Origin of the sequence: Breznakia sp. PF5-3, from assembly GCF_029504745.1 — a bacterium.
Taxonomy (GTDB): Bacteria; Bacillota_I; Bacilli_A; order Erysipelotrichales; family Erysipelotrichaceae; genus Breznakia.
Window position 1 is genome coordinate 88,328 of the sequence record NZ_JAQFIQ010000001.1, and the last position, 22,631, is coordinate 110,958.

The window sequence follows — 22,631 nt, forward strand, 5'->3', positions numbered from 1 at the left end:
CACTTCACCTACACTTGTTGTTATTTTATCATATACTTACACGAAAAGAAATATTCTTGTATCTCTATATCAAATTTTGATATAATGGCAAAGAGGTGGAAATATGAAATTTAAACGAGCCCTCTTGGTCATTAGTCTTTTAGCACTTTTTATAATTTGTTATAGACAAATGGACACACAATATGATCCATTTGCAAGATACAGTTATATCACTGATGAAAATGAGGATATTATACGTCAATATATTGTGGATCCAGATGATATAGAATATATTATCTCTCAAAAAATAAAACCTGAACAGTTTATGGATTTCATCACGTTGCCTGGGTTTGTGGTAAAAAACACATTATACTATGAAATGTGTTTAATAGAACGGCCAGCGGATAAACAATTTATTGTGGATTTTGTTAATTCATATCGTAAGCAATTAAATGGTCAAACATTTGATTCGCTTATTCGAAACTATACATATGCTTCCTTAAGTGAATTTTATGATAATGGTTATAACTATATTGAAAATGCAGAGTTAGTTGCAGATCCTTCTCTTTTAAGTGTAATCATTGCTGAAGATGAAACAATTTTGGATTATCGTCCTACTGACTTAGTGAGTGTGGATACAAGTGTTATTTCCTCTGCTTCATCAATTGCTGGTGAAGAGGTTATTTATTTACGGGAAGAGGTTATTGAACCACTTAAAGATATGATGGAAGCAATGAAGGAAGAAAAGAATGTAGATAATAATTTCATTTTAACAAATGGTTTTGTTAGCTATGAGATGCAGATAGAGATATATAAGCAAGCTTTAAAAAAATATGGAGATGATACTTTTTCCATGTATTCAGATTATCCAGGGAGAAGTGAATATCAGTTAGGATATATGTTGACATTAAAAATTCCTGGAGTTGATAATGTAACTCAAATTGAAGCGAGTGCACAATATAAATGGTTAAAGGATAATGCGCATAAATATGGGTTTATTATCCGCTATCCAAAAGATAAAGAAAAAGCGACAGGTAAGGTTTATCAACCGTTGACTTTACGTTATGTTGGAGAAGCCAATGCCCTTGAGGTGTATGAAAGTCAAAATACTTTTAATGAAATAGAAGCAAAAGATGAATAGCTTTTGCTTTTTATTATTTATGTAGTTTGTTTTATGGTAAAATATAAACTAATGAGGATGTGATAATATGAGTTGTGATATTTTATTGATAGATGGAAATTCAATGTTGTTTCGTGCTTACTATGCAACTTTGTATAGTGGTGCAAGAATGAGTACTAGCAATGGTATATCTACCAATGCTGTTTATGGATTTGTAAACATGATTAACAAAGCAATAAAGAAAATTGATCCAAACTATGTAATGGTTGCCTGGGATAGTGGGAAACCAACATTTCGTCATGAACAGTTTTCTGATTATAAAGGAACGAGGAAAGAATTGGATCCAGAATTAAAAGTTCAATTTCCTATTGTACGAGAGTTTTTAGATGCTTATGGAATTTTTCGTTATGAAGAAGAGGGAATTGAAGCAGATGATATTATAGGTACTTTAGCAAAGCGTTATAAAGATCATAAAGTATATATTTTATCTAGTGACAATGATTTATTACAGTTAATAGATAATACAACAGAAGTATTGTTAATGAAAAAGGGAATTTCTGAAATGCAAACAATGAATGAAGAAGCACTTTTAGAAACCAAACATGTTAAACCATGGCAAATTATAGAAATGAAGGGATTGATGGGGGATGCTTCTGATAATATTCCTGGAGTAAAAGGAGTTGGTGAAAAAACGGCACTTAAACTTCTACATGAATATGAAAGTGTTGAAGGTGTTTATGAACATATAGATGATCTTAAAGGGAAATTAAAAGAAAAACTAATAGATGGAAAAGATATGGCTTTTTTATCAAAAGATTTAGCTACGATTAAAATTGATTGTGATGTTCCTGTAAAATTAGAAGATTTTGAATATGAAGAAAATGTAGAAGCGTTAAATACGTTTTATAGTAAATATGAGATGAATTCTTTAGTTCGGGATATTGAAGTAAAGCCTAAAAAAGTATTATCACAGTTAAAACAAGTCGATAAATTACCAAAAGAATTGTTAGAAAAAGATGTTTTTATCTTTTTGGATTATGATAATGGTTTGTTTTATGACGCAACTCTCTATGGGATGGTAGTGAAAACAGATGAGGATGCATATTATATTTCAAAAGATAATATGTTGATTGATAAAGTAAGCAATGCTTTATTTACTAGTAAAGGTAAGCGTATAGGATATAATGTGAAAATGACATATCATTTATTAGATCGATATGGATTTAAATTTGATTCATTTGATTTTGATATTATGATAGCTTCATTTTTGGTGAATAATAATATTAGTAATTTTGAACAATTATTAGACGCTTATAATTTAAATTTTGGAATTAAAAAAGATGATGTTTATGGAAAAGCAGGAAAGCCAAAATTTGCTGATGAGGAAACACGCTTGCACTTTATGAATGCCCAAAGCGACGCTCTTTATCAAATATATCCAAGCATTACTAAAGAAATAGAAACAAAAGAATTAAATAAAGTTTTATATGATATTGAAATGCCTATTTCGATTATTTTATATGAGATGGAAAAGGAAGGGGTTTCTACTTCAAAAGAAGTATTGGAAGAAATTCGTTTAAAAACACTTGATAAATTAAAAGCTTTAGAACGTAAAATATTTGCTTTATCAGGAAGTGAATTTAATGTAAACTCACCAAAACAATTAGCTGAAGTGTTGTTTGATAAACTTGGACTTAAAAGTAATAAAAAACGTAGCACAGCAATTGACGTATTGGAAAAATTGCAACATGCACATCCAGTTATTCCGGAATTGATTATGTATCGAAAATATCAAAAAATTAATTCTACTTATGCTGAAGGATTGCAAAAGCATATTTTAAAAGATGGAAGAATTCATACAATCTATCATCAAAGTTTAACACAAACTGGGCGTTTATCCTCTTCAGATCCTAATTTACAAAATCTTTCTGTGAAAGATGATGATGCTAGAGAGATACGGAAGGCTTTTGTGGCAAGTGAAGGGTGTGTCTTATATGCAGCAGATTATTCGCAAATTGAATTGCGTGTATTAGCACATATGGCACAAGAGAAGCAAATGATAGATGCATTTAATACTGGTGTTGATATTCATACTAAAACAGCGATGTTAATTTTTAATGTAAACGAAGATGAAGTAACACCACTCATGCGTAGAGAAGCAAAAACGGTAAATTTTGGAATGGTTTATGGTCAAACTCAATTTGGATTAGCTAGTGAATTGAATATTGATATGAATGCTGCCAAAGATTTTATGGATGGATATTTTGAGTCTTATCCAAAAATTAAAGATTTTATGGATGAAACAATATCTTTTTGTAAGGAACATGGGTATGTTACAACAATGTTTAAGAGAAGAAGGATTATAAATGAAATACATGATAAAAATTATATGATCCGAGAGTTTGGTAAGCGTGCTGCTATGAATGCACCAATTCAAGGTACAGCAGCTGATCTTATTAAGATGGCAATGATAAAAGTAGTAACTTCTATGAAAGAAAAGAATATGAAAAGTAAACTAATACTACAAATTCATGATGAATTGGTCTTTGATGTTGTTTTAGATGAAGTAGATGCAATGGAAAAAATTGTAAAAAATGCAATGGAACATGTTTATAAACTATCAGTTCCTCTTGTTATAGATGGAAAATTTGCTGATAATTATTATGATAGTAAGTAGGTACTAATATGCCAGAATTACCTGAAGTAGAAACCGTTGTACGAACACTAGAAAAATTAGTGGGGTATACAAAGATTGTAGATATTGATGTCTACTATGATAAATTAATTGACAATCTTACTATATCTTCATTTATTGAAAGACTTAAAGGACAGTATTTTGTTGCATATAAACGAATTGGGAAATATCTAATTTTTGAATTAGAAAAAGACTATCTTATTGTTCATTTGCGCATGGAAGGAAAGTTTTTTGTCAATCAATCCGATACAGAGTATGATAAAAAACATACACATGCGATTTTCTTCCTTGAGGATGGCCGAGAATTGCATTATCATGATACTCGAAAATTTGGACGTATGTATGTATATGATAAAAAAGGCGAAATTGAATCATTACCTGCTTTTAAAAATGTTGGATATGATGCATTTGATGAACGATTAAAAGCAGAGTATTTGTATAAAGTGAGTCGGAAAAAGAAGATTACACTAAAACAGTTTTTGTTAGATCAACGTTATATTTGTGGAATTGGAAATATTTATGCAAATGAAATATGTTTTCGAACTTCATTTCACCCAGAGACAAGAGTTTGTCGCCTTTCAAAAAATGATTTTGTGAATATTTTAGATGCGACAAGAATCATTTTACATGGTGCAATTAAAGCAGGTGGTACTACAATTCGTTCCTATACATCTTCGCTAGGAGTTGATGGCCGATTTCAATTAGAACTAAAAGTTCATGGTCGTGAAGGACAAACTTGCATGAGATGTGGGGAAGTTATTGAAAAGAAAATGGTTGGAGGTAGAGGCACATATTTTTGTAAGAAATGCCAAAAAAGAAAATGATTAAAATTGGAATAACAGGAACAATTGGTTCAGGAAAAAGTTATGTAGCAAATTTACTAAATGAATATGATATTCCTGTATTAGATTTAGATAAAGTTGCTAAGGAAGTTCGTAATAATGAAGCAAAGAAAGAAATTATTGCATATTTTGGAGATGCGATCTTAACCGAAGGAAATATCAACCCCAAAAAATTAAGTAATATTATTTTTGAAAATGATAAAGCACGGAAAAAATTAGAATCTTTCATCCATCCTTTTGTGTTAGAGAAAATGAATGATTTCTTTATATCAAATAAGACTTACGAATATGTTGCAGTAGAACAAGCTATTCTTTTTGAGTTAGGATGGGAGAAATACTTTGATCAAATTTGGTTAGTAGATTGTTCAAAGAAAATTGCAATTGATCGGTTGATAAAGTTTCGCGGATATGAAAAAGCGACTGCTGAAGCTATTATGAATACACAGTTTTCAAATATAGAGAAACGAAAACTTGCAGATTATGTTATCATTAATAATGATGGGAAAGATTCTTTATATAAACAAATAGATAAGATTTTAAAAAAGGAGTAAGGTATGTTGAAGGTTGAAGATAAAGTAAGAGTTGAAATACATGGTGTGATCAATGAAGAATCACATTCTATTTTAACTATGCTTTACTATCCTTTGATTAAGGATAGGGCATATATTTTATATCAGCTTTTAATTGCTCTTTCTACAAAAAGATCAAAATTTGAAAACCATTTAATCCTCCATGAATTAAGTGGTTTTTCTATGGAAGTGATTGAGCAAGAACGAAAAACTTTAGAAAAGTATCAACTTTTAAAAACATATTATGATCCTCAAAAGAAACAATATTTATATGCGATTATTCCACCTAAAAGTGGTAGTGATTTTTTAGAACACGAAGTATTCGGTAGATTATATTTAAATCGTTTAGGAGAACAAGTTGTTAAGTTCCAAAAAATTAATTTCTTAGCAAATACAGTAGATAAAACTAGATTCAATGATATATCTGAGTGTATATCAGACGTTTTAAAAGACGATTGGAATGAAGCTTTTGAAAAAACATATTTAGAAGTGAAAAGTGAAATTCAAAATAGTAAACAGAAACAGACAATCGCTTTTAATTATGATGAACTTTTAAAAGATTTGTCAGATATTATATGGCCACGGAAAAATCGTAGCGAAAAACAATTAGAAGAAATCGGACAGATTGCAACCGTGTACGGAATTAGTCCAAAGCAAATAAAAATCTTAATAAGTCGTTCAGTGGATAAACGAAAAAATAGTAAAACATATGGGAAACTTGATATTAAAGCATTACGAGAAAAGGCTGCTTCATCAAAAGCTAAATTTGAAACAGAAGAGGTTAATATTTATAAATGGCCACCAATTCGCTTCTTACAAAATAAACAAAATGGGGTTCCCGTATCTAAACATGATGCCGAAACTATTCGTATTTTATTAGAAGAGTATCGTTTGATACCCGAAGTATGTAATGTTTTGATTGAATATGTGTTGAATACAAGTGAACAAAAGTTTATAAGAAACTATGTAGAAAGCATTGCAGCAAGCTGGGTAAGGGCAAAAATTGACACATATGAAAAAGCGCTTGTGCGAATTCATGGAACTAATATAAAAAAGAATAAGTCTACAGATTTAAAAGAGGAAAAACAAGATAATCCATTAAGCGATGAAGAAAGAGACTCTTTGATTAAACGCTTTAATTCAGTAGAGGGGGATACATAAAATGAAAAAAATTATTTTTAATGCAGAAATAAATGATGAATTATCAAAAGAAAAGAAAGCTCTTTGTAAACAATTATTACTTAATCAAAAAATTCAAAAATTTTTAAGAACATATAAACTTTCTGAATCTTTTGTTTATGAAAATACATATTTATTAAATGATTATCAAAAACGAATTTCCCTTTGTGATGATTGTGCAGGACTTGCATATTGTAAACAAGAGGTAAATGGGTATATATTATCCATTCAAATACAAAGTAATGATGTTGAAAAAATTTTGGTTCCTTGCCACTATTTACAGCAACTAGACAGTTCGATTGCACATCAAAATCAATTAATTTTTAATCATATGAGTGCAGATCAATTACAATATCGTTTTTCATTAATTGATATTGCCAATGAAACTGTTGAAAACCCTTCATATGCAAGAATTGCCACTATTTTAAAAGAGTATATTAGCAAACATGATCCGAAAAGTTTTTTTATTTGTGGAAAACCAGGTGTTGGTAAAACGTACTTGGCTTGTTGCTATATAAATGAAGTTGCCAAAAAAGGAATTAAATGTGGATTTGTTCATGTACCAACTTTAATTGCTGATTTAAAAACATTGATGTACGATAATGCTGCATTTAAAAAAGTTATTTATAATTTACGTCGTGTAGATGTTCTTATTCTTGATGATATTGGCGGGGAAAGTGCATCTACTTGGAGTCGGGATGATATCTTATTGCCACTTTTGAATGATCGAATGGAGAATCGACGAAAAACGTTATTTACTAGTAATTTTAACTTTGATGAAATTGAAGAATTTTATCGATTAAAAAGCAAGGCAATCAATGATAAAATCGGTGCAAATCGACTTGTGGAAAGAATGAAATCGCTTGCAGATGAAAAAGTCTTGAAAGGGAACAACAGAAGAGTGGAAAATAGTAGTAATTAAAGTCGAATGGTGTTATAGTATATATTGATTTTGAAATTATGGAGGTGCTTCAAGTATGGTGAAAAAAATTGGTGTGCTGACTTCTGGAGGAGATGCTCCAGGAATGAATGCTGCAATCCGTGCCGTAACCAGAGTAGCTACAAACATAGGTCTTGAAGTATATGGGATTTATGATGGATATCGTGGAATGGTTGATGGTAAAATCAAACAGTTAACAAGAGAAAGTGTATCTGATATTTTGGATCGTGGAGGAACCATTTTGGGTTCTGCTCGATTACCAGAATTCAAAGACATTGAAGTTCGTAAAAAAGCGATTGAACAACTCGATAAATTTGGCATTGAAGCGGTCGTTGTGATCGGTGGAGATGGAAGTTATCGAGGTGCACAAGCGCTTACGGATATGGGTGTTAATTGTATTGGGTTACCAGGAACGATTGACAACGATATCTCAAGTACAGATGAAACAATTGGTTTCAGTACTGCACTTAATACAATTGTAGAAGCAGTTGATAAATTGCGTGATACATCAAGTTCCCATCATCGCTGTTCGATAGTCGAAGTTATGGGGAACCGTTGTGGAGATTTAGCTTTATTTTCAGGATTATCTTCTGGGGCTGAAATTGTTATAACTTCAGAAACAGGATTTGATGAAAATGAAGTATTGGATCGTTTGCGCGAATTTGATTTAGTAAAGAAAAAGAATCATGCTTTGGTTATTATTTCTGAGAAAATCACGGATGTTGAAGTATTTGCTCGAAAAGTCTCACAACATACAGGCTTCTCGGGTAGAGCTACCATTTTAGGTCATGTACAGCGTGGAGGATCTCCTACACCTGATGACCGTGTACTTGCTTCACGTATGGGTGAAAAAGCTGTTGATCTACTAATGCAAGGTGTTGGTGGACAATGTGTTGGTATACAGCATAGTGAAATTGTTGGTGTACCAATTGAAGAAGCACTCAATATGCCTTCAAAATCACGTAAAGATTTACAAAATTTATTTGACCGATTAGTCTAAAGGGGAAAACATGAAAAGAACAAAAATTATTTGTACGATTGGGCCAGCAACAGAAAGCCCTGAAATGCTTAAAAAATTAGTAGATACAGGAATGAATATCACACGATTGAATTTCTCTCATGGTGATTATGAGGAGCATGGTAAAAGAATTGCGACTATTCATCGCATTAATGATGAAACAAATGCCAATATTGGTATTCTATTAGATACCAAAGGTCCTGAAATTCGTTTAGGAGACTTTGCTAATGGTGCAGAAACATACGAAAAAGGTGACATTGTAACGATTGTTCGCGATGAAATGTTAGGAACACATGATAAATTCTACATTCAATGTCCAGAAGTATTTGATGATGTAAGTGTTGGGGGAACGATTCTAATTGATGATGGAAAAGTTCGTTTAACTATTATTGAAAAAGGTGATGGAGAATTAACATGTCGTATTGAAAATCCTGGTGTTTTAAAAAGCCGTAAAGGTTGTAATGTACCAAATGTTAAATTAAGCATGCCGTTTATTTCACCAAAAGATGATAGTGATATCCGTTTTGGTTGTAAGATGAAAGTAGATTATATTGCTGCATCATTTACACGTAGAAAAGAAGATATCCTTGCAATTAAAAAAATTCTAAAAGAAGAAAATTGTGAAGATATTCAAATCATTGCGAAAATTGAAAACCAAGAAGGTTATGACAATTTAGATGAGATTTTAGAAGAAGCAGAAGGAATCATGGTTGCTCGTGGAGATCTAGGAGTTGATGTATCATTTGAAAAAGTTCCTATTTACCAAAAACAAATGATTGCTAGAGCAAATGCCTTTGGTAAACCAGTTGTTACAGCAACACATATGTTGGAAAGTATGCAACAAAATCCAAGACCAACAAGAGCGGAAGCAAGTGATGTTGCCAATGCTGTTTTGGATGGAACAGATGCAATTATGTTATCAGGAGAAAGTGCAGTTGGTATGTATCCAATTGAAGCTGTTCAAACGATGAATACAATTGCGCAAGGAATGGAAGAAATTCTTCCTTATCGTGAAAGATTACAACAATCAATTGATACTAGTAAGAGAACTAAAGAAGATGCAATTGGAATTGCAGTTGCAGATACTGCATTAGCGATGGATGTAGCAGCAATCGTTGTATTTACTTCAAGTGGGACTAGTGCAAGAAGAATTGCTAAATTTAGACCTGTATGTCCTGTATATGCAGCAACATTTGATGAGCGTACAAGACACAGTTTAGCAATCAACTGGGGTGTCTCTGCTGTCACAATACCTAACATTAATGAACGCGATACAGAATCAGAGTTAGCAAGAGATGTTGCGAAAAGCTTTGGTTGCAAAAAAGGTGATACGATTATCGTTGTAGCTGGATATCCACATGGAACAGGTGCAACAAACTCAATGAGAATTATTGAAGTTGAATAAAGCGCTGAAATCAGCGTTTTTTTAACTAAGTTGAGGTAGCGAATTTGGTTTATAAATGTTAGAATAGAAAGTACATAAAATATGGGGTAAGCGTATGAAACTTAATCTTAGTCAAGAAACAAAAACTAGAGTACTTACTGGAGCACTAATTGCATTAATTGCGATTGTCATATATTTTTTCTTTTTGAATTTCACAGGTATTGAAAAAGCAATCAGTAATCTTTTTAAAATTATGTTTCCTTTTATTGTTGGATTTGTAATAGCTTTTTTATTAAATCCTTTTATGATGTTTTTGGAGAATAAAGCATTTGCTAAGTTGAAACTAAAACAACAGACGAAGCGAAATATTGCTGCTACTATTTCAATCATTGTTGGAATTATAGTTGTTGGTGCCTTGATGTTTTTAATCATTTACCAAGTTAGAGAAAGCATTGAAAGCTTGTTGAGTAATTATGATGTCTATTTAAATTCTTTTGAGACCTTTGTTGAAGATGTTTTCCAAAGATTTAATTTAGATATGGATGAAGTCGCTCAAATAACCCAATCTAGTGAAGATTTTTTATCTATGATTACAGGTACTGCATCAAAATATGCACCAAAAGTATTGGGGATGGGATTTGATTTCATTGCAACCTTATTAAAAATTTTAATTGGAATTATAGCTGGTCTATATTTATTAATGGACAAAGAAAAATTTCTATATCAATGCAAAAAGCTAAACTATGCGATTTTCCCAAAAGAAATTGCAATCTATATAGCTAGATTCATGCATAAGTTGCGTAATATCTTTTATGATTTTATTGTTGGTAAAGCAATCGATTCTTTTATCATTGGAATTATATGTTATGTAGGTATGACGTTACTAGGCTTTGAATATGCTGCACTTATCAGTGTTATTGTAGCAATCACAAACATGATTCCCGTATTTGGACCTTTTATAGGTGCTGTACCAGGAGTATTTATTCTATTAATTGTTAATCCACTTCATTCGTTGTATTTCATTATTTTCATTTTTGTTTTACAACAATTTGATGGTAATTTCTTAGGTCCACTTATCTTAGGGGATAAATTAGGTATTCCTAGTTTTTGGATATTATTTTCTGTAACAGTAGGTGGAGCATTGTTTGGAATCGTTGGGATGTTTATTGGAGTTCCTTCATTTGCTGCCATATATTTCTTAGTAAAAGAATTTGTTGATTATCGTTTAGCGAAAAAGAAAATTGATTTATAACTTATTTATTCGACTTACTTGAGGATTATAGTGAGATATGGTTTAATTTAGTTAGATTGAAAGGAGATTACTATATTATGGAATTAAAAGGATCAAAGACTGAGAAAAATTTACAAACTGCTTTTGCTGGAGAATCACAAGCATCGATTAAATATACATTCTATGCTTCAAGAGCAAAAAAGGATGGATATGTTCAAATTCAAAATGTTTTTAATGAAACTGCACATAATGAACACGAACATGCGAAAATATGGTTTAAATTATTACATGGTGGTTCAGTAAAAGATACAGCATGGAATTTAAAAGATGCTGCTGCTGGAGAGAATTACGAATGGACTGATATGTATGCAACATTTGCTAAAGAAGCTGCAGCAGAAGGATTTGATGAAATAGCAGAAAAGTTTAAACAAGTTGGTGCTATTGAAAAACGTCATGAAGAAAGATATTTAACATTATTAAAAAACGTTGAAGAAAATGCAGTATTTAGCAAAATCGAAGAGCAAGTATGGATTTGTTCAAACTGTGGACATATTTACATGGGGAATGATGCTCCTGATATGTGTCCTGTATGTGATCATCCACAAGCACACTTTGAAATCTTTAATGAAAACTTCTAAAAGCGGGAAATCCGCTTTTTTATTTTTAATAAAAAAAAGGTGGATTATTCTTCCACCTTTACTTCTTTAATACCATCAACTTCATCTTGAAGCATTGCTTCAAGACCAAATTTGATTGTGTCATCTAGTGCCAAACACCCTACACAAGCACCAATCATTCTTACATATACAATACCATCTTCGTATCGTAAAAACTCTACATCTCCACCATCACGTTGAATATAAGGTCTTATCTTTTCAATGACGGCAATTATTTCATTATTTTTTTTCTCCATAGCTACCATTCAAACTCCTTAGGATATATTATATCACTATAAATAAAAAATTATATAGAAAATGACCTAGATTTGTGAAAATAATAATTATTATAATGTTATCTGTGATATAATAAAAAACATGAAGGAGGTCTGTTCTTGTATCAAAATGGAGATATTGTTGAAGGTATTATTACAGGTATTCAACCTTATGGAGCCTTTGTAAAAATAGATGATCAACATAATGGATTGCTGCATATATCGGAAATTTCAGATAGTTATATACACGATATTCATGAATATGTATCAATGAAAGAAAAAATTAAAGTTAAAATACTCGATGTTGGGACAGATGACCATCATTTTAAATTATCACTAAAAGCATTGCATAAAGATGCTGGTAGAAAACGGCGTTCACAACCTCATCGTTTATTACCTAAACAAGAGCTTGGATTTAAAACGTTAGAACTACATTTAGATAAGTGGATTAAGGAAGGAATGGATGGAGGTAACAATGATTAAATTTGAAACAAAAAATGCTTTTTTACAAGAAGATATAACTTCTTATCAAGATGAGGTTACAAAACTTCATGATGCTTTAATGAACAAAACAGGGAAAGGAAATGACTTTCTTGGTTGGGTTGATTGGTGCAACAATTATGATAAAGCAGAATTTGAAAGAGTAAAGCAAGCGGCATCATATATTAAAGAAAATTGTGATGTGTTCCTTGTGTGTGGAATCGGAGGATCTTATTTAGGAGCTCGTGCAGCGATTGAAATGATCAATGGATTATATGCTGATAAAAAGCCAGAAATTATTTTCTGTGGAAATACATTTTCGTCAACATATACAAAACAAGTTTTAGATTATATTAAAGATAAAGATGTATGCTTGAATGTTATTTCTAAATCTGGTACTACAACAGAGACGGCATTAGCATTCCGATTGTTCAAACAAGCAATTGAAGAAAAATATGGCAAGGAAGAAGCAAGTAAAAGAATTGTAGCAACGACAGATGGTGCAAAAGGTACTTTGTATGAATTAGCTAAAAAAGAAGGTTATGATATGTATGTGATCCCAGATGATATTGGTGGTCGCTTTAGTGTAATTACACCAGTAGGACTTTTACCAATTGCTGTTGCAGGTATTGATATTGATGAACTTATGAATGGGGTTACACAAGCGTATAATGACTTTAATACTGCAGATTTAACAAAAAACCCAGCATATGCTTATGCTGTTGCAAGACGTATTCTTGAAAAACAAGGAAAAAGTGCCGAAATGTTTGTTACTTATGATTTACAAACAACGATGCTTGCCGAATGGTGGAAACAATTATTTGGTGAATCAGAAGGGAAGAATGGCTGTGGACTTTTGCCTACAAGCGCGACATTCTCTACCGATTTACACTCTTTAGGACAATTTGTCCAAGATGGAAAGAAATTGTTATTTGAAACGTTAGTTTTATTTGAAAAACCAACCGAAGATATTATCTTCCCTAATGATGATGATAATTTGGATTCAATGAATTATCTTGCAGGGAAAAATGTTGATTGGGTCAATAAAATGGCAATGAAAGGTACTTTGCAAGCGCATGTGGAAACAGGAAAAGTTCCAAACTTAGAAATTATTGTACCAGATATGAGTGCTTATTCATTTGGATATCTAGTATATTTCTTCTTTAGAGCTTGTGCTATGACTGTTTATTTAATTGATCAAAATCCGTTTGATCAACCAGGAGTAGAAGTATATAAGAAAAACATGTTTAAGCTATTAGGAAAAAACTAATTTGTGAATACAAGGATTTTTGAAATAGAATGTTCCAATTGTAATCATACTTGGTTTGTAAAGACAGATACCATATTTCATGATCATATTCATAAACAGATTAAATTTGCATTTTATGATGGTTCATTTTTCAAAAGAAAGTGTAGCAATTGTGGGGAATTGATTGATTTTAAATGTCCATTGGTGTATTACTTTACAGACAAAAATATCTTAATTTGTCTTGGGTGTGAAGCCCATAATGAGCAAGCAAAAAGTTACAATGTTTCTTCAATTGGTGAATTTGTTGAGAATTTGAAAATCATTGACTATGGTTGTACAATGGAAGAAATCATAGCGTTAAAAAAGAAATTAATAAACTATGATAAATTAATATTTGATAGTTTTGCAGATAATTGTTATTTCTTTCAGACTAGAGATGGAATCATAGCGATTGAAAAAATAGTGAAAGTACGATGATAAAATCGTACTTTTTTTAGATAATTACTTGAAAAATATAGAATTAGGTATATAATGAACATATGAACAAACGTTCATATGAGGTGGTATTATGGAACATCATTGTGAAATTATTGATGAAAAAGAAGTTATGAAGTTAAAAGCGAACATGCTACATATGGATGATACAGAAGAATTGGCTGTGTTTTTCAAAATGTATGCAGATCCAACCAGACTAAAAATTTTGAATCTTTTATTTCAAAGTGAATTGTGTGTTTGTGATATTGCATACTTATTAGGTATGAGTCATTCAGCGACTTCACATCAACTTGCGGTATTAAAGCGTAATCGTATTATTAAGTCTCGTCGCGAGAAAAAGAATGTTTTTTATTCTTTGGATGATCGTCACATTGAAATGATTTATAATGCTGCATTCGAACATATAAAGGAGTGATACTATGAGTCAAAGAAATGAAACGCATATGCACGAACACAACCATGATGGATCGTGTTGCAATCACACAAGTCGTGTGGAAAAACAAGAGGTGAATGAAAATCATCACCATGACCATGATCATTCTCACTGCAGTTGTGAAAGCCAAGCAGAAGAGGATGATGTAGGCGATATACAGGCCAAATATAAATATAAGATAGTTGGTCTTGATTGTGCTAATTGTGCAATGAAAGTAGAGGATACCCTCAATAAGCAAAATTTTATTAAGGATGCAAAAATAAATTTTTCTAGCGGTTTGCTATATGTAAATCCTAGTAAGCAAGCAAATGATGATACTTTACAAGAGAAGATTGCAAAGATTGTAGATGATGTTGAACCAGGTGTTAAAATTGTTGATACAGAAAGTGATGTTGATACAAGTAATAAGGGTGAATTGATTCATCTACTAGTAGGTATTGGATTGTTTTTGATTGCTCTTTATTTTGAATCGAGGATTAACTTTTCACCAATTTTCTTATATATGATTCCATATTTATTCATTGGCTATAAAGTATTATGGAAATCTGTCCGCAATATTATGAAAGGTGAGATTTTCGATGAAAACTTTTTAATGTCTATCGCTACCATTGGAGCCTTTGTTGTTGGGTCTTATGAAGAAGCAGTGGAAGTTATGTTGTTTTATAGCATTGGTGAACTTTTACAATCTTATGCAGTTAATAAATCAAGACGTTCTATATCTGATTTAATGGATATCAAGAGTGAATATGCTAATTTGATTAAGAGTGATGGTAGTGAAGTGAAAGTGGATCCAAAATCTTTAAAAATAAATGATATGATTAGTATCAAGGCAGGAGAAAAGGTTCCTGTTGATGGTGTTATTGTGAATGGAGCATCATCTTTAGATATTTCTGCTCTTAGTGGTGAAGCTGCTTTAAAAGATGTTGGTGCCGATGATGAAATTTTAGCAGGATCCATTAATACAAATGGTCTTCTAAAAGTAAAAGTTACAAAAATCTTTGAAGATTCTACCGTGGCGAAAATATTGGAACTTGTTGAAAATGCAGCGAATAAAAAATCTCCAATTGAAAATTTTATTACTAAATTTGCTAAGATTTATACTCCAATTGTTGTATTTTTAGCATTGGCTATCGTTCTTATTCCATCCTTAATCTATGGATTTGATGAGTTCAATACATGGTTATATCGTGGATGTACATTCTTAGTTATATCTTGTCCATGTGCACTTGTTGTATCTGTACCATTAGGTGTATTTGCTGGTATTGGTAGCGCAAGTAAAATTGGTGCACTTGTGAAAGGCGGGAATTATTTAGAATTATTGAATGATGTAAATTGTATTATCTTTGATAAAACTGGAACAATTACAAAAGGGAATTTTGAAGTCAGTGATTGGAGTGGTGATTCAAACATCTTAGAGTATGCAGCATATGCTGAAAGTTATTCTAATCATCCGATTGCAAAGAGTATTGTTTCAAAATATGGTAAAAAAATTGATTTTAAACGTTTGGAAAACTATCAGGAACTTGCTGGTTTTGGAGTAAGTGTAGAATTTGATGGAAAAGCTTTAATCGCTGGTAACGAAAAACTAATGAAGCAAGAAAAAATTGAATATACTGAAACGGATGCACTTGGCACAGTTATATATATTGCATATGACGGACTTTTTGTAGGGTATATAATAATTAGTGATGAAATTAAAAAATCTAGTAGAGAGGCTTTAAATGAACTCAGAGAGCTTGGTATTACCAATACTGTTATGTTAACTGGTGATCGTGAAGCAATTGCTAATAATATTGCAAATGATGTAGGAATTCAAAGTGTTCATGCACAATTGTTACCACAAGATAAAGTTTCTATTTTAGAAAACTACTTGTCTAATAAAGATAATACTGTAGCCTTTGTTGGTGATGGCATTAATGATGCTCCATCGCTTATGCGTGCAGATATAGGTATATCTATGGGAGGTATTGGTAGTGATGTAGCAATTGAAGCAAGTGATCTTGTTCTTATGACAGATGATTTGTTACTTATTCCCAAAACGATTAAAATTAGTCGTAAGACTAAAAAAATCGTTATGCAAAACATAATATTCTCACTTGCAGTTAAATTGATTGTTTTAATTCTATCAGCAATTGGTGTTGCAAATATGAGGATGGGAGTCTTTGCAGATGTTGGTGTTACTTTGATAGCAATTATAAACTCCATGCGTGCTTTAATTGCATATAAGCATGTATAATTAACAGTAGTATTATTTAATAATTTAAAAAAACTAGACACATAAATCATGTCTAGTTTTTTGATGTAATCGCTATTTTGCTATATTGAGAAAATATTTCTTATCCTCCTGATTCAGGAGTCTCAGGTTCTGTTGGTGTTGTTTCTGGAGGGGCAGTTTCCCCTGGGTCTGGAACAGTAGGTTCTACAGGCTTTTCTTCAGGCTCTTCTTCTGGAATGTAAGGCGTTTCTGTTTCAGGGACATAATAGTCATCGTCATAATTTGTATTTTCATTCACTTGTACATTTCCACCACTATAAGTTTCAAGGTAAGTAACGCCTTCCACTTCTTCATAACTAGGTAATTGTGCTCCCAAGTCATTTAAATCAAAAGCAAATTTCTTAAACGTTGTAGGCTTTATGATCATTTGATATTTTTTATATAGAGTATCTAAGTCCGTCATACTTAATACATAACATGATAAAGGGGTATTACTTCCCATACTTGCTGTTGTAAGCATGTAAGAACCACCATGATCCATTGATGTATTACCAAATGTCCAAGGACTTAAATCATTTAATTCATTGTTTATGAAATCAGAAAGTTGATCATAAGAGATATTCGTTTTTACATATTTAGGAACAATATCTAATAATGCTGGTACTTTTGTAGCACCATCTTTTGTAAGTAGTTTATTAGCAATTCCTTTTACAACTAATTGTTGTGCTTGAGTACGTTCAATATCACCATAAGTTTTACGATGTCTAGCTAATGCTAATGATTCTTCACCATTAAGTGTTTGAAGTCCCTTATCCAACACAATTAAATCTTCAGGAGCAAAACTTCTTTTTGAATTTTGTTCTTCAAAGGCAATTGGAACATCAACTTCAATACCTCCAATAGCATCAACAATCTGAACGACAGATGTAAAGTTAACTTGTACATAGAAATCAATGTCAAAACCAATTACATCATCTAAAGAATCCATGGTATTTTCAATTCCATCATTACTCGTGTGTGTCAATTTGTCATCGCCACCACCCAAAGCTAAATTTGGAATATAAGCATCCCTAGGGAAGGAAACCATCTCTACGTGATTTGTTAAAGGATTGACAATCAAAATCATATTAACATCACTACGTAAACTTGCTTCACCATCATCTGTAGTATCAACACCACTTAAGAGAATGGTAAATGGTTCTTTGGTAAGATCTTTTGTATTTTCTGAAGTATTTGTATTTGTTACTTTTCTTTTATACGTTGCAATTGTTTTGATGCCTTCTGTGTAGCCTTCACGTTCTGCTTCAACATGTTGTAAATAAGAAGAAGTAATAATCATTGCATCGATATCATTAGCATCCATTTTTTCAGCTAAAGATAAGTAGCTTTCTTCTTTTACATAATTAATGTTATTCGCTACTTTATTCAATTGCTTTTTACCGTAATTCGCATTTTCTTTATCTAGTCCATCTTGGACACCAACTTTTTTATCTGAGAGATCACTATCTGATTCTAAATTACTATCATTTTTTGCAATTACAGTAATCGTTATATATTTATCTTGATTTGTATTTGTAATTTGTCGAATTGAAGAAACTCCTTTATGCGCATAAAATGCAGAAAATCCATATAGCCCACAAAGAATTACAATCATAAATCGACGACCCCATAATGGCTTTCCACTCATCTTTTTAAAAGAAAGTGCTAAAAAGATAAGATATATTAATAAGAAAATCGCCAAGGCAGCAATTCTCCATTTTTCTGGTAAGCTCTTAATATCCCAAATATAATAACAGCTCAATGCCATCAATAGAGTTAAGGTAATTAACAATACATAATCTGCAATTCTTGATTTTTTTAACCGTCCCATAAATTCACCTCATGCTCATAATTATATAATAAAAAGCATACACATTGCAAAAATAACATATTTTCCCACAAAATATCATTTTAAGATACTTTATAAAAGTTTAAAAAAGCAAATCGTTTTTCATTGATTTGCTTTTGTTACTATTTAATTATGGGACTAATTCCAAACCTTCTATGTCCTTGAAAGTACTATAAGGTTCATATAGATCATCTAAATCGAAGGTAAGCTCAGATAACTTCTTAGGGCTCTTTATAAGTTCATAAACGCCATTTACTTGGATAACATCATTTCTTGAAAGATAGTAAATGCTCAACGGCTCATACTCGCCACCAGCTGCTGTTATCTCACTTCCATTTCTTCCGTTTGTTAGGTTGACAGAAGATATTGTCCATCCTTTTAAATCATCTACTTGCTTGCGTACAAAAGAACTAAGTTGTTGATCTGAAAAATTCATTATTACATACTTTGGTATGATTTTTAAGACATCATCAATTTTACTAATTCCTTCTGTTGTTGTAACTTTATTTATAATTCCTTTAATTACTTCTAGCTGTGCTTCATTACGACCGATATCTTGATTTAAATAAGATTTCCGATGCCTTGCATAGGCAAGTGCCTGTCTACCATCTAATCGCTGATAACCAGCTTCAAGACGAATTAAGTCTTCTTCAGCAAAACTTCTCTCTTCATCCTGCTCTTCAATAGCGTTAAGAACATTTACATCGATACCACCCAATGTATCAACAATTTCAATAAGTGAGGAAAAAGATATTTTCGCATAGAAATCAATGTCAATTTGAAATGTTTGTTCAACTGCTTCTATTGTATTTGTAACACCATTCCAACCAGTATGAGTCAGTTTATCGTTTTTTCCATAATATGCTGGATTGGGTACAAAGGAATCTCTTGGAATGGAAATCGTTGTAATATGATTTGTATTTGGATTGATAATCATAATCATATTCATATCACTTAAAGATTCTGACAAGACATCCATTTCATCAGTAGCACTAATATATACCGTAAACACTTCTTTGGTAATATCAATGTTATTTCCTTCAACTTTGTTTTTATAAGTATAGGTAAAAGATTCAATAATGGTTGAATCTTCGTATAAACCAGCATATACACTATTTAATAGATTTTTTTGCTCACGATTAACGACTATTGCATCTACAAGACCTCTATAATAAGCATCATACATACTTTGGTAATCCTCGTATTGTATTTGTTCATAGGTATCAGAAATTCGCTTTTTAAGATCTTTTTTCACATCTTCGCAAGCTTTTTTGTCACTAGCATTTTGAAATCCAATACTTTTTCCAGATAAATCCTCAATATTTTCAACTGTATTGATTTCATTGTTCAAAACCATAATATCCATTGTTATCTTTGTTTCACTAACGTTGTTAGAGCCATCCGTGATCCCTGAAAATCCATCACTTAGATTTTTCACGAATACAGAAGCAAAAATCAAAGCTCCTGTAATTAATACCATTAATATTCTGCGTACAATTTCAATCGCTTGTTTTTTTAAAAACATGCTCAATATACATATTGCATAAATCAAAGCAAAAGCTACAAATGCTAAAATAATGTACTTGTTTGTAAATTTTTTTAATAAAAATAACAAGTATCCAGCGATAACAGGATAAGCTATTAAATATATACAATCAATAACTCGACCCCATGAAATCTTTCTTTTTAATTGTCCTTTAGTTTTCAATGTGCCCACCTCGAAATGATTATATCTTATTTTTTTATAAAAATCTCTATATTTTAAAAATTCTAATTGAAATTATAGTATAATAAGAACATTGAGGTGAATATATTGGATTTATTAAATGGACTGAACAAGCAACAATTAGAAGCTGTAAAAACAACGGATCATCATTTGCGTATCGTTGCAGGTGCTGGTAGTGGAAAAACACGAGTTATTACAACAAGAATTGCATATTTGATTGAGGAAAAGCATGTTGCTCCTTATCGAATTTTAGCTATTACTTTTACGAATAAAGCTGCAAACGAAATGAAAGTAAGAGTTGAGAACTTTCTTAACGTAACTAGATCTGGTGTCCTTATTTCTACGATCCACTCTTTGTGTGTGCGCATTTTAAGAGAAGAAATTCGACATTTTAATTATCCCCAAAATTTTGTAATTTTAGATGGTGATGATCAAAAGAGTATTTTAAGAGAAATTTATAAGAAGCATAATATTGAAGTAAAGACATTATCTTTTAATCATGCACTATCTTATATTTCAAATAATAAGTGTGCTTTTATCCGTGCGGATAAAGCCATGCAAATGGTATCTTATGAATTTGAGAAGCTAATGGCTACTGTTTATAAAGACTATGAAAAGAAATTAGAAGATATGCAAGCGCTTGATTTTGATGATTTGCTAATCTTTGTAAATCGCTTATTTAAAGAGAATAGTGAAGTACGTGATAAATGGCAAAGCCGTTTTGATTATATCCATGTAGATGAATTTCAAGATGTCGATGAAATTCAATATGGAATTATTAAAAATTTAATTGCTCCATCTGCATATTTGTGTGTAGTTGGAGACCCTGACCAAACGATTTATACATGGAGGGGGGCTAAAGTTGATATTATTATGAATTTTGAAAAAGACTTCCCAAATTGTGAAAGTATTATTTTGAATGAAAATTATCGTTCTACGAAAAGTATATTAAAAGGTGCTAATGCATTGATTAGAAATAATCAATTTCGTGTCGAAAAAGATTTATTTACTAATAATGATGAAGACTACAAAATCAATTTCTATGAGAGTCAGGATGAACGTTATGAAGCATTGTGGATTGCCAAAAAGATTGTATCCTTAAAAGAAGAAGGGGTTCCATACCATGAAATTGCAATCTTATATCGTTCAAATTATCTATCGCGCAACCTTGAGAAAGTTTTGTTAGAAGCTCACATCCCTTATCGTATTTATGGAGGTGTGAAATTCTTTGAACGAGCAGAAATAAAAGATGCTTTATCATACTTGCGTTTATTAGTGGAAAACTCAAAAAGTATGAGTGAGTTAGCGATTAAACGAATTCTTAATGTTCCTCGTCGTGGGGTTGGACCAAAAACAATGGAAACGATTGATTTGTTAGCTGATGCGAATAAAGAAGACTACTTTGATGTATTGAGTAAATATGCTGTTGCAAAAGGGAAAACGCAACGAAATATCGAAGAATTTGTTGCTTTGATTTCAAAATATCGTTCTGAAAAAAGTACATATTCAATTTCTATTATATTGAAAAAGCTTTTAGAAGAAAGTGGTTACTTAAAAGCTTTGGAAATTGCAAATGAGACAGAACGCTTAGAAAATGTTAATGAATTGATTCATGATATTGAAAATTATGAAGAAAATAATCCAGAAGGATCTTTGGACGATTATTTACAGATGATTTCTTTGTATACAGATACACAAGATGAAGAATTCAAAGATAGCATTCAATTGATGAGTGTTCATGCTGCAAAAGGTTTGGAGTTTGATTGTGTCTTTGTATATAGTGTCAGTGAAGGTATTTTCCCTAATGAAAGAAGTGTAAACGAAGGGGGAAGACATGCTTTAGAAGAAGAGAGAAGACTTGCTTATGTTGCTTTCACAAGAGCCAAAAAACAATTGTTTTTAACTAGTTCAGCTGGATATTCATATGTTACACAACGAATGAAAAGTGCATCACGCTTTATAAAAGAACTGGGAGAAGATGTTGTTAACCGTGAAGGAGAAATATTTAATCCTTATCCAAACAAACAAAGTGTTGATAAAGGGGAAAAGCAATACGATGGAACATCATCTATGAAGATGCCAACCAGCAAAAAGAAAGGTTCTATTCGCAAAGGTGATTTGATTCATCATGATGCCTTTGGTGAAGGGGTGGTTATTACTTTAAAAGATGGTGTCGCAACCATTGCCTTTGATAAAAAGTTTGGTATTAAAAAATTGGCCGCTAATCACCATATGATTACAAAGAAATGATAGGAGT

The 22,631-nt window shown here is 31.5% G+C and carries 19 protein-coding genes; 16 read left to right on the forward strand and 3 right to left on the reverse strand.

All coding sequences use genetic code 11. The features are described 5' to 3' along the window. The first annotated feature begins 103 nt into the window (after positions 1-103). The 10 genes from M2475_RS00420 to rbr all read left to right on the forward strand — a co-directional run bounded on the left by M2475_RS00420 (position 104) and on the right by rbr (position 11,595). The gene (locus tag M2475_RS00420) at positions 104-1,120 is read left to right on the forward strand and encodes a M15 family metallopeptidase (protein WP_277488791.1); all 1,017 of its coding nucleotides are present in this window, start codon (positions 104-106) and stop codon (positions 1,118-1,120) included. A 67-nt stretch (positions 1,121-1,187) separates the two neighbouring features. Further along, positions 1,188-3,776 carry a DNA polymerase I gene (gene polA / locus M2475_RS00425; RefSeq protein ID WP_277488793.1) on the forward strand — a complete coding sequence of 863 codons (2,589 nt, stop codon included), beginning with the start codon at positions 1,188-1,190 and terminating at the stop codon, positions 3,774-3,776. An 8-nt stretch (positions 3,777-3,784) separates the two neighbouring features. Next, the gene (gene mutM, locus M2475_RS00430; protein WP_277488795.1) at positions 3,785-4,618 is read left to right on the forward strand and encodes a DNA-formamidopyrimidine glycosylase; all 834 of its coding nucleotides are present in this window, start codon (positions 3,785-3,787) and stop codon (positions 4,616-4,618) included. After that, positions 4,615-5,187 carry a dephospho-CoA kinase gene (gene coaE, locus M2475_RS00435; protein ID WP_277488798.1) on the forward strand — a complete coding sequence of 191 codons (573 nt, stop codon included), beginning with the start codon at positions 4,615-4,617 and terminating at the stop codon, positions 5,185-5,187. The genes mutM and coaE overlap by 4 nt, the downstream gene beginning before the upstream one ends. A 3-nt stretch (positions 5,188-5,190) precedes the next feature. Beyond that, positions 5,191-6,366, forward strand: a complete 1,176-nt coding sequence (locus tag M2475_RS00440) for a DnaD domain protein (RefSeq protein ID WP_277488803.1) — start codon at positions 5,191-5,193, stop codon at positions 6,364-6,366. A 1-nt stretch (position 6,367) separates the two neighbouring features. Further along, entirely contained in the window at positions 6,368-7,306 is a 939-nt protein-coding gene (locus M2475_RS00445) for an ATP-binding protein (RefSeq protein ID WP_277488805.1), read from the forward strand. Positions 7,307-7,361: 55 nt separating this feature from the next. Next, positions 7,362-8,324 carry a 6-phosphofructokinase gene (pfkA, locus tag M2475_RS00450; protein WP_277488806.1) on the forward strand — a complete coding sequence of 321 codons (963 nt, stop codon included), beginning with the start codon at positions 7,362-7,364 and terminating at the stop codon, positions 8,322-8,324. Between the two features lie 10 nt (positions 8,325-8,334). Continuing rightward, complete coding sequence (gene pyk / locus M2475_RS00455; RefSeq protein WP_277488808.1) at positions 8,335-9,747, forward strand: pyruvate kinase; 1,413 nt, start codon at positions 8,335-8,337, stop codon at positions 9,745-9,747. A gap of 94 nt (positions 9,748-9,841) precedes the next feature. After that, the gene (locus M2475_RS00460) at positions 9,842-10,978 is read left to right on the forward strand and encodes an AI-2E family transporter (RefSeq protein ID WP_277488810.1); all 1,137 of its coding nucleotides are present in this window, start codon (positions 9,842-9,844) and stop codon (positions 10,976-10,978) included. Positions 10,979-11,055: 77 nt separating this feature from the next. Next, positions 11,056-11,595, forward strand: coding sequence for a rubrerythrin (rbr, locus tag M2475_RS00465; RefSeq protein ID WP_277488812.1), 540 nt, complete (start codon positions 11,056-11,058; stop codon positions 11,593-11,595). A 44-nt stretch (positions 11,596-11,639) separates the two neighbouring features. On the opposite strand, the gene M2475_RS00470 is transcribed toward rbr, so the two are convergent. After that, complete coding sequence (locus M2475_RS00470) at positions 11,640-11,870, reverse strand: NifU family protein (protein ID WP_277488813.1); 231 nt, start codon at positions 11,868-11,870, stop codon at positions 11,640-11,642. 138 nt (positions 11,871-12,008) lie between these two features. On the opposite strand from M2475_RS00470, the gene M2475_RS00475 reads away from it, so the two are divergent. The 5 genes from M2475_RS00475 (at position 12,009) to M2475_RS00495 (ending at position 16,781) form a co-directional block, all read left to right on the forward strand. Continuing rightward, positions 12,009-12,371, forward strand: coding sequence for a CvfD/Ygs/GSP13 family RNA-binding post-transcriptional regulator (locus M2475_RS00475; protein WP_277488815.1), 363 nt, complete (start codon positions 12,009-12,011; stop codon positions 12,369-12,371). Continuing rightward, positions 12,364-13,638, forward strand: a complete 1,275-nt coding sequence (locus M2475_RS00480; protein ID WP_277488817.1) for a glucose-6-phosphate isomerase — start codon at positions 12,364-12,366, stop codon at positions 13,636-13,638. Before M2475_RS00475 ends, M2475_RS00480 begins: the two co-directional genes overlap by 8 nt. A 3-nt stretch (positions 13,639-13,641) precedes the next feature. Next, positions 13,642-14,094, forward strand: coding sequence for a CpXC domain-containing protein (locus M2475_RS00485; RefSeq protein WP_277488819.1), 453 nt, complete (start codon positions 13,642-13,644; stop codon positions 14,092-14,094). A 91-nt stretch (positions 14,095-14,185) separates the two neighbouring features. Beyond that, the gene (locus M2475_RS00490; protein WP_277488821.1) at positions 14,186-14,527 is read left to right on the forward strand and encodes a metalloregulator ArsR/SmtB family transcription factor; all 342 of its coding nucleotides are present in this window, start codon (positions 14,186-14,188) and stop codon (positions 14,525-14,527) included. Between the two features lie 4 nt (positions 14,528-14,531). Further along, positions 14,532-16,781 carry a heavy metal translocating P-type ATPase gene (locus M2475_RS00495; RefSeq protein WP_277488823.1) on the forward strand — a complete coding sequence of 750 codons (2,250 nt, stop codon included), beginning with the start codon at positions 14,532-14,534 and terminating at the stop codon, positions 16,779-16,781. Between the two features lie 100 nt (positions 16,782-16,881). Here M2475_RS00495 and M2475_RS00500 read toward each other — a convergent pair whose 3' ends face one another. After that, positions 16,882-18,630, reverse strand: a complete 1,749-nt coding sequence (locus tag M2475_RS00500; protein WP_277488825.1) for an LCP family protein — start codon at positions 18,628-18,630, stop codon at positions 16,882-16,884. Positions 18,631-18,778: 148 nt separating this feature from the next. After that, a complete protein-coding gene (locus tag M2475_RS00505) occupies positions 18,779-20,356 on the reverse strand; it encodes an LCP family protein (RefSeq protein WP_277488827.1) in 1,578 nt (525 codons plus the stop codon). A gap of 96 nt (positions 20,357-20,452) precedes the next feature. Here M2475_RS00505 and M2475_RS00510 point away from each other — a divergent pair, with 96 nt between their 5' ends. Beyond that, entirely contained in the window at positions 20,453-22,624 is a 2,172-nt protein-coding gene (locus M2475_RS00510; RefSeq protein ID WP_346780378.1) for a UvrD-helicase domain-containing protein, read from the forward strand. The last annotated feature ends 7 nt before the right edge of the window (positions 22,625-22,631 follow it).

Excerpts from the sequence above, each read along its gene's own strand:
- M2475_RS00420 (WP_277488791.1), top strand. The coding sequence starts at position 104 with ATGAAATTTAAACGAGCCCTCTTGGTCATTAGTCTTTTAGCACTTTTT.
- polA (WP_277488793.1), top strand. The coding sequence starts at position 1,188 with ATGAGTTGTGATATTTTATTGATAGATGGAAATTCAATGTTGTTTCGT.
- mutM (WP_277488795.1), top strand. The coding sequence starts at position 3,785 with ATGCCAGAATTACCTGAAGTAGAAACCGTTGTACGAACACTAGAAAAA.
- coaE (WP_277488798.1), top strand. The coding sequence starts at position 4,615 with ATGATTAAAATTGGAATAACAGGAACAATTGGTTCAGGAAAAAGTTAT.
- M2475_RS00440 (WP_277488803.1), top strand. The coding sequence starts at position 5,191 with ATGTTGAAGGTTGAAGATAAAGTAAGAGTTGAAATACATGGTGTGATC.
- M2475_RS00445 (WP_277488805.1), top strand. The coding sequence starts at position 6,368 with ATGAAAAAAATTATTTTTAATGCAGAAATAAATGATGAATTATCAAAA.
- pfkA (WP_277488806.1), top strand. The coding sequence starts at position 7,362 with ATGGTGAAAAAAATTGGTGTGCTGACTTCTGGAGGAGATGCTCCAGGA.
- pyk (WP_277488808.1), top strand. The coding sequence starts at position 8,335 with ATGAAAAGAACAAAAATTATTTGTACGATTGGGCCAGCAACAGAAAGC.
- M2475_RS00460 (WP_277488810.1), top strand. The coding sequence starts at position 9,842 with ATGAAACTTAATCTTAGTCAAGAAACAAAAACTAGAGTACTTACTGGA.
- rbr (WP_277488812.1), top strand. The coding sequence starts at position 11,056 with ATGGAATTAAAAGGATCAAAGACTGAGAAAAATTTACAAACTGCTTTT.
- M2475_RS00470 (WP_277488813.1), bottom strand. The coding sequence starts at position 11,870 with ATGGAGAAAAAAAATAATGAAATAATTGCCGTCATTGAAAAGATAAGA.
- M2475_RS00480 (WP_277488817.1), top strand. The coding sequence starts at position 12,364 with ATGATTAAATTTGAAACAAAAAATGCTTTTTTACAAGAAGATATAACT.
- M2475_RS00490 (WP_277488821.1), top strand. The coding sequence starts at position 14,186 with ATGGAACATCATTGTGAAATTATTGATGAAAAAGAAGTTATGAAGTTA.
- M2475_RS00495 (WP_277488823.1), top strand. The coding sequence starts at position 14,532 with ATGAGTCAAAGAAATGAAACGCATATGCACGAACACAACCATGATGGA.
- M2475_RS00500 (WP_277488825.1), bottom strand. The coding sequence starts at position 18,630 with ATGGGACGGTTAAAAAAATCAAGAATTGCAGATTATGTATTGTTAATT.